We start from the raw sequence: 13,156 nt of genomic DNA, 5'->3' as shown, positions 1-13,156 counted from the left end.
GGAATCAATAAAACCTCATCGACAAGCGCCGATGAGGTTTTTTATTTAGTAATTAGTGTTCTTTTAAGATGCCATTCAGACGTTCCATGAATACTTTCAAGTAACGTTCCTTGTCAACATTGACAGCAACCTTAACGTTTGGATTAGGATCGTTCAAACGTGAATTGTCACCAATCGTCCGGCCGTAGTTGTGTTCATCGTAGTTGACCTTCATAAACAGGCTGATCGTTTGAACGAAGGTTGGATCGATGGAAACGCCGACTGCCAGTGGATCGTGCAAGGCACAGCCGTTCTTATCGATGCCCAGGTTGTAGTAGGCATCAATGTAGAAGTCGGTAATGTCAGCGTAGGCCTTGCCGGCTTTGGTACCCAGATCACGCCATTGCTGCGTTTCCTTCTTAGTCAAAAGCGTGCGCAGCGTAACGTCCAAACCAACCATCGTTAATGGCAGGTCGCTTTGCAGCACCGTGTTGGCAGCCTTGGCGTCTTGGTTGATGTTGGCTTCAGCAACGTCGGTAACGTTACCTTCAACCGTCAATGCACCACCCATGAACGTAACATTGCCGATCAGGTGAGCAATTTCAGGATCCTTTTCCAGGGCAGCGGCCAGGTTGGTCATTGGGCCAGTAGGGATGATGATCAAATCCTTACCGTACTTGTGGGCTGCTTCGATGTAGAAGTCGACACCGGATTCGGCTTCAACGGCACGCTTAGGAGTTGGCAGTTCAACATCGCCGATTCCGTTGTTACCGTGAATGTCTTTAGAAACCTGCATAACTTCAAAGCTGTCGGTCGTGCTGGAGTGTGGCAGACCCTTGTAGACTGGCACATCGGTTTGACCCAGCAGCTCCAAAAGCTTCAGACTGTTTTCAGCACAGACGTCCAGCAGGTTGTTACCGTAGGAAGCCACGATCCCGATCAGATCAACTTCTGGATCAGCAACTGCGTAAGCCAGCGCCAAAGCGTCGTCAACACCTGTGTCCAGGTCTAAAATCAGTTTCTTTTTAGCCATTGATTGATTTCCTCCGAATGAATATTGTTAGATAACGTTTACAATTACATAATAACCAAAAACCGATTAAAACTCAAACATTGTTTTAACAACAATTAAACCGTTTTATTAAAATTAAGGCGCTAAGCCGTGGTACAATGGCTTTTGTCGTAGAAAAGATTTTTTTAAACGAGGTAAATGATGATGGAACAGACATATGACGTAACGATTGTTGGTGGCGGCCCTGCCGGAATGTTTGCTGCTTTTTATGCTGGTCTGCATGAATTAAAAGCGCAACTGATTGAAAGCCTGCCTCAGCTTGGCGGCCAGGTTGCTGCGCTCTACCCAGAAAAGCAGATCTGGGACGTGGCTGGTGAAGCTGGCGTGCAGGGACGAGAACTGATTGCCAAGCTAGAAAAACAGATGGCCATTGCGCCAATTGACCAGTTTTTAGGCGAGCAGGTTACCAATGTCGTTAAGCTGGCTGACGGGACCTTCAAGATCGAATCAGCACAGCGAACGTCTTATTCCAAAGCCGTAGTGATTGCATTGGGCAACGGCGCCTTTTCACCACGCAGACTGGCATTGGATGGTGCAGCAGAGCTGGAAGGTCAGCAGGTACGTTATTTTGTCAATAATCAGACTGATTTCACCGATCAACGCGTTGCTGTGCTGGGAGGCGGAGACTCGGCAATTGACATGGCATTGATGTTGGAGCCGGTTGCCAAAGAAGTCCACTTGATTCATCGCCGTGACAGTTTTCGGGCGCTGGAGCATACCGTTACGCAGTTAAAAAACTCGACGGTTCAGGTACAGACGCCATATCTGCCTAAAGATCTGCGGCTGAATGCGGATGACTCGGTTGAGCTGACCCTTAAAAAAATGCGGTCGGATGAAGAAAAACATCTGGAAGTAGACAAAATTTTGGTTAACTATGGCTTTACCTCCAACAACGCCGCGCTGAATGAGTGGGAACTGCCATTGGACAGTGAGCGTGGCTTGATTAAGGTTGATTCAAGAATGGAAACCAGCGTCCCTGGCGTCTATGCAATTGGCGATGGCGTTACCTATCCTGGGAAAGCGGCGCTGATTGCAGTTGGCTTTGGCGAGGCGCCGATTGCGATTACGGCTTTAGCTAAAGAGCTTTACCCTAAAAAACGAATGGCTACGCACAGCTCATCAATGCACATCAAATCGCAAAATGACTAAAAACAAAAGATCCAGGCTGAATTTTTACAGTCCGGATCTTTTTATTAATCAGTAAATTTTACGGCCGTGCCATAAGCAACGACAGACTGCATGTCGGTTCCGATTGAGCCAGAGTCAAAACGCATCATGACTACGGCATCAGCACCTTTGGCCTCAGCATCCTCGCGCAGTCTGGCAATCGCTACCTCGCGTGATTCGTGCAGCATTTTGGTATAGGCTTTGATCTCGCCGCCAACCACGTTTTTAAGACCCGCGCCAATGTTAGAGAAGACATTTTTGGATTGAGTGGTGACGCCAAAGACTTCGCCTAAGACCTCATAGTTGTGACCTGGGATCTTTTCAGTCGTCGCAACCAGTATTTCTTTCGTCATATTCTTACCCCTTGTCTATTTGATCGTTCGGTAGATGTCAGAAATAGCCTGCCGTGATTTAGGCTTAATCGGCTCATCACGATAGCCGAAACTTACCATAACGGACACTCCCCAGTGCTGGCGGTCTAAAATGCCTTTTTCAGCTAGATAGGCTTCGACTTTTTCGCGATTAAAGCCCTCGATTGGACATGAATCAATCTTTAGCGCGGCCGCGGCAGTCATCATGTTAGCCATGGCAATGTAGCACTGTTTGGCTGCCCAGTCAAAACGGGTGCGTTCATCATTAATGTCCATGTCGGTTTCTTGAAAATGCTTAAAGGCCTGTGATGATTTGGAATTGGGATCGAATTCGTGGCGCTTGACGTCTTGGACCATGTATTTTACGTAGTCGCTGTCGTAGGTAACGTCTTTTCTGGCAAAGATCAAAAGCAGCTTGTCGGCGCCATTGATGCTGTTGACGGCTCCCCAAGCGATAGGCTTAAGATCTTGACGCATCTGCGGATTATCAAGCTCAACGAACTGCCACGGTTCATAGCCAAACGAACTGGGCAAAAGGCGGCCCACTTCCAGAATCGTGCGCCAGTCATCATCGTCGATTTTGCGATCGGGATCAAACTTCTTGGTAGCATAGCGGCGGTTGGCAACTTCAATCAGTTTTTCCTGAATTTCTTCATGTTCACGCATTTAAATACACACACCTTTCTTATAATTTGCCTTAATTCTAACACTGCCGAAAATAAACGGTAATCGATCAAAACAAGATCTGTTAAAAACCCCCTCGTCAACCGAAAGAGGAAGCGAGGGGGCTTAAATAAAAATATTAGTTGCCGCCACCATCAGGATTGGTGATCTTAATCCGATTCGAGCTGGTAGCCGAATGTCCTTGTTCTGGTGCATCGGTACTGTAGCTGTCGGTCGTGGTCTTATTGTTGTTTTTGGAGAAGATACTGGTTGATTGAATGCCCTTGGACTTTTCGATCTGCTTTTCCTTCTTTAATCCATTGGCATAATTGTAGTCTTTTGGATTGACGGCCTTAAAGCCTTTTGGATGGTAGAAGCGCAACAGATTCTTCTCGTTAAGCGAATCAGACAGGGCCAGTTCCTCAGAGACCTTCTTTTGATCGGCTCGCAGCTGTTTTTTCTCCTGCTTGGTCAGCTTAGCCAGCTTACCAGTCGAATTAAGATAGATCTTGCCGCTGATGCTGGTGTACTTTGGCGTCACGAAGTCTTGGTTGCGCAAGGCAACTACTTGATCGTGCTGTGAGCTGAACAGGTCGGTCCCAAACTGGATATAGCGCTTAGTGCTGATCCCCAGCAGATGCAGCAGCGTTGGCAGCACGTCGATTTCGCCGCCATAGGTACTGTAGATGCCACCGTGACCACCAGAATCAGGGATGACAAACATCAATGGCACTCGCTGCATCTGAACGTTGTCAAAGTCAGTCCAGTCATCAGCATTTTTGCCTAAGACACTGGCCAGATTCTTGTTTTCTGAATTAGAGATCCCATAATGGTCACCATAAATCATGATGATTGACTTTTTGGCTAGGCCGGTCTTGTCAAGATAGTTAAAGAATTCCTGCAGCGACTGATCAAGATAGTGCGCGGTAACAAAGTAGTTGTCAACCGTTGATGATCCAGTATTCGTCGTCGTGAAATTGGAGTCTTTATCCTCATCATCAAGATCAAATGGGAAGTGGTTGGTGACCGTTAAGTATTTGACATAGAACGGCTGCTGCAAGTGCTGCAGATACTTGATCGAGTCCGCAAACAGCAGCTTATCTTTTAAGCCATACCCAGTTGCCTTGTCGCCGGACGTGTCGAAATAACTGGCATCAAAGAAGTATTGATAGCCAAGGTTTTTGTAGACGTTGTTGCGGTTCCAGAAGCTGGCAACGTTGCCATGGAAAACTGCTGAGGTATAGCCAGCCCGTTGGTTAAGGATAGCTGGCGCACCTTGGAAGGTATTATCGTTGCCTAACGTGGCAAATAATGAGCCCTGTGAGAGTCCATACGTACTGGTTTCCAACATGTTTTCCGCGTCTGAGGTTTTGCCTTGACCAACCTGATTAAAGAAGTTGGAGAAGGCATAGGTGTCTTGTCCATGATACAGTGAATTTAAAAATGGGGTAACTTCTTGACCATTGATCTTTTTGTCAATCAGGAACTGTTGGAAGCTCTCCAGGTGAATAACGATTACGTTGCGGCCCTTGGCAATCCCAAACAGCTTTTTGTTCGGCGCGGCATAATGCTCTTTAGTAAACTTCTCAACGGTCTTAAGCTGTGATTTGGTAGCACTCTTGCGCATTTGACTGACGTGCTCAGATTTAACCAGGTCATAGCCCGTAAACGCATCCAGCCCTAAGTACTTAACGATGTAGACGCGGTCGAATGTTCGTCCCAAAAGCTGGGGACGATCCATTTCCGCAATCATTAGGTTTATACCGAAAATAACCAGTGAAACTGAGGTGAAGGCAAAAGCCAGCCGATGCGAAAAGGCACGGGGATCAAACTTGATCTTTCTAAAGAGCATCAAAAGCAAAATTACAACGATATCAAGCCAATAAAAAACGTCATGAACGTTGGTCAAAGCCAAAGAACTGCCGCTCAGGCCCTGATTGACCTTGGAGTAGCCAGTCATGGTGGCAATCGTCATAAAGTCCGTAAACTCACGATAGTAAATAACGTTTAGATATAAAAGTAGCGTGTTGGCGATATCGATACCCATTAAGACGGGATAGAAAAAGCGCGATCGCTTAAAATAAAATGCCAGACCAAACAGCAATAGGGTGGTTCCCAGCGGATTGATCAAGACGATTAAATATTGAACCAGACCCTGTGCGCCTAACTTAAAATCGGTAAAGTAGGCAATTAAGGTTTTAATCCAAAAAAGGAACACCAAGAGCGAAAAAAAGCCGATCCTGGTGTTCACGAGTTTGCTTAATCGTTTCATGTCGAAAAATATCCTCGCAGTTATTAGTTCTTAACGTACTCATATAAAAGAGCTTAACGTCAATCATTCTAGCACAGTTTTGATCTAAACAAGCGCATTGGAACAAAACATTGAGGAAACTTAATCAGATTTATGCTTTTACCGGTTCCGGGTCAAGCAGCCAGTCGTAATGAAACAGCCTTTTGAGCTGCCGATTGACTGGAATCCAGATCTGAGCATGCCAGATATCTTTTAAAGATGCCAAAAAGATTTGGTCATGCTGATGCTTGGGCGTTAATGGCAGGTGCAGAATCTGGCCGGTTTCGGTTTTGACGGTAATCGTCTTGCCATTCATCCCAACGATCTGGGCGGCGACGACATCTTGTTCAGAATGCGGATTACGTAGTTTCATGCAACATCCCTTCTTTCGATGCTTTTAATGTTACGGGAAATATTTGAAGAATCTATGATGGGCACCTTATGTTATCCTTAAGTTCAAGAAAGCGTTACAACCGCTTTAGAATCAAAGGGGGGTACCGAGATTGAAAAAGTTGAATATCTATCTGGTACGGCATGGTCAGACGTACTACAACATCTATAACAAGCTGCAGGGCTGGAGCAATTCGCCATTGACGCAAAAGGGAATGCAGGATGCGCGCAATGCTGGCAAAAAACTGGCTGATATTCATTTTGATGCCGCATTTTGCAGTGACACCACGCGAGCTGAGGTGACGATTCAAACGATCCTGGACATGAATCAAGCCGACTCGGTCAAACAGCCAACGACCGCACCATACTTTAGAGAAGAGTTCTATGGTTATTTTGAAGGGGCCAATATGGATGAGGCCTGGTATCTGGCAGGTGCACCACATGGCTTGTCAACCTTTAAGGCAATTGTTGAAAAATACAGTATCGGACAAGCTAAAGACTGGCTTAAAGATGCCGACCCATTCCATCACGCAGAAAACAATCAAGAATATTGGCAGCGAGTCAATCAGGGATTGGACTTGATCCGCAAGGCCGACGTTCTCGATAATGCCAACATTTTGTGGGTCAGTCATGGCAACACGCTGCTGAGTCTGATGGAGCGCTTTGGCAAGGGTAAGTATGATTTGACAGTGCGGCCGGAAAATGGCAGCCTGACCAAGCTGATCTTGACTGACGATGACGTTAAAGTTGAATACTACAACCGCAAATAACTTGATACAGGATAAAAAATCGCGTGTAATCAGACTTAATGCTGACGGCACGCGATTTTTGATTTAAAGATTATCGCCAAGCTCAAACTGATACTTGGAGTCAAGCAGCGATTGTTTGATCAGACTGCTGAGCAGCGCGTGGGTCCGTTTAGTAACCTCAGCGGCCGTCTGCAGATTGGCTTTGGTAAGGAAGTTGTTCAGTTCACCTTCCTCAAGATCTGCTGCTTGTTGGTCGATTTGGTCAATTCGCCGCAGACCAAAGCTTTGACAGCCATCACGATATTCATTGACCTCATTGATAAACTTGTGATAGCGTGGCTCGATGATAACGGACAGTGTTTTGTACATCCAGTAGGCGCTGTTGGGATCAACTTCGGCACCGGCTTTTTGATAGTTGGCTGGGGTATCGGAAATGTTGGTATAAAACGGTACGTACGGACTGTAGCAATAGAATCCGAAATTAATCCATTGAATAGCGGCAAATTCTTTTGGCACGTGATTGCGAATCTGCAGAATACAAGAGCTCTGATTGCGGTCAAGTGAGATTGAGCGGAACTTACGCTGATCTTCCTTGGTTCCCGAGGCAAAGGTTCCCATTGGATCATATGGCGTGCCATTGTAATGAGAAGAAAGAAAGGTCTCAACGTCTTCGATGGCAATCTTCTTTTCTGGCCGTCGCAAGAATGGCATGTTCTGACTGATTGGGTCCTGTTCGATGGATGGATTGAACAGCTTTTGTCCATACCAGGTCCGTGGCGTATTGTAGTAGCTGTCAGCCTCACTTTGCGTACCAAAGATGTTGCGATAGTTGAAGGTAGCAGGGTCAGGATTAAGATGGTTCTTTTCAACAAACGACTTTAATGTTGGGGCAAACATGAAGTTGTCGGGATCGTTAAAATCGATTTCTTGGATTACCATGATATTGGGGCAGATGGCATAGCAGTCATCAGGAATTCGCTGCGCAGCCCATTGATGACCAGCACCGGTTTCAAAGTACCAAACCTCGTCTTGATCGGCAAATGCAATTCCGTTGCATTCGCCGGTTCCATACTGCTCAATCAGCTTACCAAGACGGGCCACACCTTCACGAGCCGTTTTGACAAACGGCAGAACCAAGTAGAGCATTGAGTCTTCGTCAATACCATTTTTAACCAGTGGATCATGACCAAGACAGCGTGCATTGGTACCTTCCGTTTCAGTGGAGCTCATCGCTACGTTATATTCGTTGATTCCCTGCTCGTCCCAGCGTCCTTTGATTTCATTGTCTTTAGCATTGGGTGTAGCAGTAAAGCGAAAACCGTGACCGTGAAGCGGAATCTTAACACCTGAGTATTCAGAAACGAATTCTTCATCATAGTCGCGAGCCGGAAAGACTTTGAAAGTTTTTTGATTAATGGCGCTTTCGCCGTCCTCATCACGCGCGATAATAGTTGAACCGTCAATCGTAGCGTTTTTACCAACCAGCATCGCCGTACAAGATGAATGAGATGAACCAAAATGTTCCATGTGAAACAAAACTCCTTTCAAAATAGATCTGGCCTTATTCTACAACTAAAAAAGCATCAACGCAGAAGTCGCTGATGCTAAATTTAAATTTATTCTTCACTAACGGCTGGTGCCACTTTAGGGTTGGACTTGATTTGATCAGAGTCTGTTTGTTTGAAGTCTTGCCAGTTGAAGATCAAGTTTAAGATTACAGCTGCCAAGCTGCCAACAACTACCCCATTGCCAAGAATAATCTGAGCTTCGGTTCCCAGGTGCTGGAAGATTTGTGGATAGACCGTTACGCCTAAGCCTAGCCCGATTGACATCGAAGCAACCAGCAAATTGCTGTTTTTGTTAAGGTCAGCTTTTTGTAAGATTTGAATTCCCTGTACGCCGACCATGCCGAACATCACGATCATGGCGCCACCCAAAACCGGGGTTGGAATTATCGTTGCCAGTGCGCCAGCCTTAGGCAAAAGCCCCAGTGTCAAAAGCAGAAAGGCAGCATAATAAACCGGTTTGCGAGTCTTAACACCCGACATACGCAGTACGCCGACATTTTGCGAAAACGTTGAATATGGGAAGGTATTAAAGATCCCGCCTAAAATGGCTGCGATCCCTTCGGCACGGTAGCCACGCTTCATATCATCTTCGGTAATCTTTTGGCCGGTAACATCACTTAAGGCAAAGTAGACGCCAGTTGATTCAATCATTGTTGTCAAAGAAACCAGCATCATAGTAATGATCGCACTACCGTTGTATTTTGGTACGCCAAAGTAAAAAATCTGTGGCAGGTGGAACCATGATGCTTGAGCAACTGGTGTTAACGAAACCATGCCAAATGCACCGGCGATAAAGGATGCAATCAAGATACCAAGCAAAATGGCGATCGATTTGATAAAGCCTTTGGCAAAAGCATTGATTGCTAAAATGATAACAATCGTTAAAAAGCCAATTGCCAGGTTAGCTGGGGCGCCAAAAGCTTTTGCCGTTGCTGAGCCACCACCAAGATTTTGAAAACCAACTGGAACCAGCGTAAAACCAATGATGGTGATCAAAGAACCAGTTACGACTGGTGGGAATAGTTTTTTCATTTTGGCAAACAAGCCGGCAATCAGAAAAACAAAGATCCCAGCACAGATGATGGCACCATACATGTAGGCGATCCCCAGCTTGCCGCCGATTGATTCCAAAGGAGCAACGGATTGAACCGCACAGCCTAAAACGACTGGCAGCCCGATCCCAGTCAATGGGGTTTTGCGCAGCTGTAATAATGTGGCAATCCCACACATGAAGATGTCGATTGAAACCAGATAGGTCATCTGAGCAGCATTGAAATGCAAAAAGTTCCCGATTAAAAGTGGAACCAATACGTCACCTGAGTACATGGCTAACAAATGCTGAAAGCCAAGCACCAGCTTCTTGCCAAAATCATTCAATTTCCCTTGCGATGCACTATTCAAAATTCTTCCTCCCATGCCAGCCCATCTTGGATAAGCAAAAAGACGTCACGGTAGGCAACCATGACGTCTTTTTGGCTGCTTATAGTCCTGAATTTACGGTTCAGGGTAGAGACTCTCGCCCGTATCGCGAGAATATATAGGCTTGACTTTGTTTTAACGGGATCTATCTTAACACAATCCGAACAATTTAACAAATTAAAGGTCGTCTAATAGTTGAATAGCGAACGAATCTTAGTGCCACCAATGCCGATTGAATAAAAACCAGACGGAAAGCAGAATCATGATTAAAGTGATTACAATGGTAATCTGCCAGGCCCAGTCGCTTTGGGCAAATGGCAGTGACTTGACGTTTTCACCATAAAAACCAGACACAATCGGTGGAATTGCCAAAACAATTGAATAAATCGTTAAAAATTTCATTGTTTGGTTCAGATTGCTGTCCAAGACCTTGCTGTAGGCATCCGAAACGCGGGCAGAGACGTCTGAGGTCATCTGCGCCATCTCGAGTCCTTGCTGAGCTTCGATGATAATGTCATCCAAGTCATTAAGCTGACGATGTGACATTCGATTGCCGAAGCGGCGTTTGAATTCTTCAAGCAAAGAAACGTTGCCTTTTAGTGATGTCAAAATGTAGACCAGCCCAGTTTCGATTTCCATAAATTCAGTGATGGCCTTGCGCTCCGTATGATTTTGCAGACTACGCTGAATCTGCTGGCGCTGCTGATCAGCTCGCCGAATCGGGCCAAAATAGCTGGTGGAAAGCTTGTAGAGCGTTGGCAGAATAAAATCAAAGCGATCGTTGACGGGACCGTGTTTTTTCATGGCTTTGAGCTGCTTGGCTAAAATCCCATTGACAAAATTGGTCTGAGCATTGGTAAAGGTCAAGACGTTATTGGCAGTCAGCATGATGCCAATTGGTGCAGTCTGTGGTGCCGATACCTCGTGGGTAGGGACGTAGACGTCAAAAATCAGCAAGGTAACGCCGGCATCACGATCAACCTCAACCCGGGCTTTTTCATAAGGGTCAATGGCATAGTCCAACAGCTCTTTGGTAACCTCGTATTTGTTGACCAAATCCTCTCGTTCATGGGGTAAGGGCTCAAACACGCTGATCCAGTAGCTTTGTTCATTGATTAGTTCGGCACTCAACATGATTTTACCCTCCACAAAAATTGGTCTTTAGGTATAATTCAACTATTTACTGAAGTAAAATTCAAGCCAGGTAACCATAAGAATTGTAAAAAACATGAATAAGGGGATCGTGATGGAAGAACGCTGGAAAATTAAAGAAACGCTACCGATCAATCAGCCACCGAAATCATTGCGAGATTTGTTGCAAAAACAGTGGCTTTTGCCAAGGCGGTTCGTCTATTATCTCAGAACGCGTCATAACGTTTTGGTAAATGGTCAATATCGACCGGTCAATTATCATGTTCAGCCAAACGATACGATCGAGCTGACCTTTAACGGTGATGAGTTTCGGACGCCGCAAACCCATTATCAGCCCACGCCGATGCCGAAACTGGATGTGTTGTTTGAGAATCGGGATGTCTTGGTTGTCAATAAGCCGGCCGGACAGAAAATGCATCCCAATCAACCTTTGGAAGTCGACACGTTGTTGAATGATGCAGCGGGCTATCTAAAGGACACGATGGCCGATGCCTTTATGGTGCACCGACTTGATCAGGCAACCAGCGGCGCAGTGGCGATTGCCAAAAATCCGATTGTCGTGCCGATTCTGGATCGTCGCATCAGCCAGGGACAAATGCATCGTCAATATATTGCATTGGTGCAGGGACAAATGGAACACGATGCCGGTCGTTTTGATTGGCCAATTGGCAGGGATCTGCTGGACCAGCGCAAGCGATGCGTTGACGGCTATGGTGCACAGCCGGCTCTGACTTATTATCAGGTTGCTTGGCGTGGCAAAGATGCAACGCTGGTGAGGCTTAAACTGGCAACCGGGCGGACTCATCAGCTGCGTGTTCATCTGGCATACAGCGGCCATCCAATCATTGGCGATCCGCTGTATGATACGACAATAGCTTCACGAATGATGCTGCATGGCATCAAACAACAGATTATTCTGCCATTTACCGAAAAAATTCAAACAATTCAAGCACCAATAGATGACGAATTCAAACGAATTTTGTTAAAATACAAATAAAGAGACAACAAATAGATAAGGAGGAGTTCATTGTCACTTTTAACTAAGCTTTACGGACCGTTCTTCGACCTGCACAACTGGGAAGCTGTGATAACTTCAGGTCAGGATTGGCTGATCATCCTTTCATTGGTATTGATCGAATGTCTGTTATCCGTGGACAACGCTGTGGTCTTGGCCGCTCAGACGCGGGTGCTGCCGACACTTAAGGAACAAGAGGAATCTCTTTTTTATGGGATCTGGGGATCATACATTTTCCGTTTCCTGATCATTGGTGCCGGGGTTTACCTGATTCATTTCTGGGAGATCAAAGTCATTGGTGCCGCCTACTTGATGTATCTGGTTTATCGCTTCTTTCACTTTAAGTTTCGGGGCAACCCGAAGCGCCGCAGTAAGCAGACCAGCCCGAAAGCCAACCGTAAAGGCTTAACGGGGCGCAAGCGTTTCTGGTGGGTCGTGGCCCAGATTGAGTTCATGGACATTATATTTTCCGTCGATTCTGTGTTGGCCTCGCTGGCAATCTCAAGTAATCCAGTAATTGTTTTAATTGGTGGTTTGATCGGGATTATTTGTATGCGGGGCGTTGCCGAAGTGATTATGCGCTTGATGACTAAAGTTCCTGAATTGGAGCCAATGGCCTATATTCTGATTTTTGTCATTGCAGTCAAGCTGTTCCTTTCAATTCCGGCAATTGATATTGAAATTCCATCAAGTGCGTTCGGCATCTTTGTGCTGGCTGTCTTTATCATCACGATCATCGTGCATTTTGTAAGACGTAAAAAGCAGCCGCAGGTGACGGATCAAAAGGAGCAGAAGCATTAATGGCACAAGAAGCAACCGCTGAAAACTTTGACAAGATGATACAAGGCCCGCTGACTGTGGTCGATTTCTGGGCACCATGGTGTGGACCATGTAAAATGATGGCACCAATCATGGCAGAACTGGAAAAGGAATTTGCAGGGCAGATCAAATTCGTCAAATTTAACGTTGATCATCAACAAGCAATCGCGGAACGCTATAAAGTGATGAGTGTTCCCAGCCTAGTGCTTTTTCGAAATGGCGAAGCTAAGGAAAAAGTAACTGGCATCTATCCTAAAGATCGACTGGCACATTATTTTGCGCGTAAAGCAGCTGAATAAGCCTAGCGATATTAAAAAGATCCGATTCGTTTAAGCGAGTCGGATCTTTTTTTACTAAAAACTTGATTTGGGAAAACGTTTGCCATGGCGCCATTTTCATCGCTTACATTAGTAAAATTCATAAATTACGTCAATTGCTAGTTTGTAACATTCCAAATTTTGCTAGATTATTCGTCATGACAAGTGCCTCGATCTGTGCTTGC

Annotated in this window: 13 protein-coding genes and 1 riboswitch; of the genes, 5 read left to right on the top strand and 8 right to left on the bottom strand. The window is 45.7% G+C overall.

What is annotated here, in order from left to right:
• Positions 1 to 52 precede the first annotated feature (52 nt).
• Positions 53 to 1,012, bottom strand: coding sequence for a nucleoside hydrolase (locus QOS03_RS06050; RefSeq protein WP_283575721.1), 960 nt, complete (start codon positions 1,010 to 1,012; stop codon positions 53 to 55).
• A 180-nt stretch (positions 1,013 to 1,192) separates the two neighbouring features.
• Here QOS03_RS06050 and QOS03_RS06045 point away from each other — a divergent pair, with 180 nt between their 5' ends.
• Entirely contained in the window at positions 1,193 to 2,200 is a 1,008-nt protein-coding gene (locus QOS03_RS06045; RefSeq protein ID WP_283575720.1) for an NAD(P)/FAD-dependent oxidoreductase, read from the top strand.
• Between the two features lie 44 nt (positions 2,201 to 2,244).
• Here QOS03_RS06045 and QOS03_RS06040 read toward each other — a convergent pair whose 3' ends face one another.
• From QOS03_RS06040 to QOS03_RS06025, 4 genes are all read right to left on the bottom strand, one after another.
• Entirely contained in the window at positions 2,245 to 2,571 is a 327-nt protein-coding gene (locus tag QOS03_RS06040) for a heavy metal-binding domain-containing protein (RefSeq protein WP_283575719.1), read from the bottom strand.
• A 15-nt stretch (positions 2,572 to 2,586) separates the two neighbouring features.
• Positions 2,587 to 3,255, bottom strand: a complete 669-nt coding sequence (locus tag QOS03_RS06035) for an NAD(P)H-dependent oxidoreductase (protein WP_283575718.1) — start codon at positions 3,253 to 3,255, stop codon at positions 2,587 to 2,589.
• Positions 3,256 to 3,391: 136 nt separating this feature from the next.
• Positions 3,392 to 5,524, bottom strand: a complete 2,133-nt coding sequence (locus tag QOS03_RS06030; protein ID WP_283575717.1) for an LTA synthase family protein — start codon at positions 5,522 to 5,524, stop codon at positions 3,392 to 3,394.
• Between the two features lie 130 nt (positions 5,525 to 5,654).
• Entirely contained in the window at positions 5,655 to 5,915 is a 261-nt protein-coding gene (locus tag QOS03_RS06025) for a hypothetical protein (RefSeq protein ID WP_283575716.1), read from the bottom strand.
• A 130-nt stretch (positions 5,916 to 6,045) separates the two neighbouring features.
• On the opposite strand from QOS03_RS06025, the gene QOS03_RS06020 reads away from it, so the two are divergent.
• Complete coding sequence (locus tag QOS03_RS06020; protein WP_283575715.1) at positions 6,046 to 6,702, top strand: histidine phosphatase family protein; 657 nt, start codon at positions 6,046 to 6,048, stop codon at positions 6,700 to 6,702.
• Between the two features lie 63 nt (positions 6,703 to 6,765).
• Here QOS03_RS06020 and QOS03_RS06015 read toward each other — a convergent pair whose 3' ends face one another.
• The 3 genes from QOS03_RS06015 to QOS03_RS06005 form a co-directional block, all read right to left on the bottom strand.
• Positions 6,766 to 8,208, bottom strand: a complete 1,443-nt coding sequence (locus QOS03_RS06015; protein ID WP_283575714.1) for a C69 family dipeptidase — start codon at positions 8,206 to 8,208, stop codon at positions 6,766 to 6,768.
• A gap of 89 nt (positions 8,209 to 8,297) precedes the next feature.
• Positions 8,298 to 9,650, bottom strand: a complete 1,353-nt coding sequence (locus QOS03_RS06010) for a nucleobase:cation symporter-2 family protein (protein WP_283575713.1) — start codon at positions 9,648 to 9,650, stop codon at positions 8,298 to 8,300.
• Positions 9,651 to 9,712: 62 nt separating this feature from the next.
• A riboswitch (purine riboswitch) is annotated at positions 9,713 to 9,810 on the bottom strand.
• A gap of 71 nt (positions 9,811 to 9,881) precedes the next feature.
• Entirely contained in the window at positions 9,882 to 10,802 is a 921-nt protein-coding gene (locus tag QOS03_RS06005) for a magnesium transporter CorA family protein (protein ID WP_169461664.1), read from the bottom strand.
• 112 nt (positions 10,803 to 10,914) lie between these two features.
• Between QOS03_RS06005 and QOS03_RS06000 the strand changes: the two genes are divergently transcribed.
• From QOS03_RS06000 to trxA, 3 genes are read left to right on the top strand one after another with little or no spacing between them, the layout of a single operon-like run.
• On the top strand, positions 10,915 to 11,817 hold the full coding sequence (locus QOS03_RS06000; protein WP_283575712.1) for an RluA family pseudouridine synthase: 903 nt from the start codon (positions 10,915 to 10,917) through the stop codon (positions 11,815 to 11,817).
• Between the two features lie 30 nt (positions 11,818 to 11,847).
• On the top strand, positions 11,848 to 12,636 hold the full coding sequence (locus QOS03_RS05995) for a TerC family protein (RefSeq protein ID WP_169461666.1): 789 nt from the start codon (positions 11,848 to 11,850) through the stop codon (positions 12,634 to 12,636).
• Complete coding sequence (trxA, locus tag QOS03_RS05990) at positions 12,636 to 12,953, top strand: thioredoxin (protein ID WP_272215403.1); 318 nt, start codon at positions 12,636 to 12,638, stop codon at positions 12,951 to 12,953. Before QOS03_RS05995 ends, trxA begins: the two co-directional genes overlap by 1 nt.
• The last annotated feature ends 203 nt before the right edge of the window (positions 12,954 to 13,156 follow it).

This window comes from Limosilactobacillus pulli (assembly GCF_947381555.1).
In the GTDB taxonomy this organism is placed as follows: domain Bacteria; phylum Bacillota; class Bacilli; order Lactobacillales; family Lactobacillaceae; genus Limosilactobacillus; species Limosilactobacillus pulli.
This window is presented reverse-complemented; position numbering and strand designations above follow the sequence as displayed.

What these genes read in the sequence shown, in the direction of transcription:
- QOS03_RS06005 (WP_169461664.1), bottom strand. Translation starts at nt 10,802, where the DNA reads ATGTTGAGTGCCGAACTAATCAATGAACAAAGCTACTGGATCAGCGTG.
- QOS03_RS06030 (WP_283575717.1), bottom strand. Translation starts at nt 5,524, where the DNA reads ATGAAACGATTAAGCAAACTCGTGAACACCAGGATCGGCTTTTTTTCG.
- QOS03_RS06035 (WP_283575718.1), bottom strand. Translation starts at nt 3,255, where the DNA reads ATGCGTGAACATGAAGAAATTCAGGAAAAACTGATTGAAGTTGCCAAC.
- trxA (WP_272215403.1), top strand. Translation starts at nt 12,636, where the DNA reads ATGGCACAAGAAGCAACCGCTGAAAACTTTGACAAGATGATACAAGGC.
- QOS03_RS06000 (WP_283575712.1), top strand. Translation starts at nt 10,915, where the DNA reads ATGGAAGAACGCTGGAAAATTAAAGAAACGCTACCGATCAATCAGCCA.
- QOS03_RS06015 (WP_283575714.1), bottom strand. Translation starts at nt 8,208, where the DNA reads ATGGAACATTTTGGTTCATCTCATTCATCTTGTACGGCGATGCTGGTT.
- QOS03_RS06025 (WP_283575716.1), bottom strand. Translation starts at nt 5,915, where the DNA reads ATGAAACTACGTAATCCGCATTCTGAACAAGATGTCGTCGCCGCCCAG.
- QOS03_RS06045 (WP_283575720.1), top strand. Translation starts at nt 1,193, where the DNA reads ATGATGGAACAGACATATGACGTAACGATTGTTGGTGGCGGCCCTGCC.
- QOS03_RS06040 (WP_283575719.1), bottom strand. Translation starts at nt 2,571, where the DNA reads ATGACGAAAGAAATACTGGTTGCGACGACTGAAAAGATCCCAGGTCAC.
- QOS03_RS06050 (WP_283575721.1), bottom strand. Translation starts at nt 1,012, where the DNA reads ATGGCTAAAAAGAAACTGATTTTAGACCTGGACACAGGTGTTGACGAC.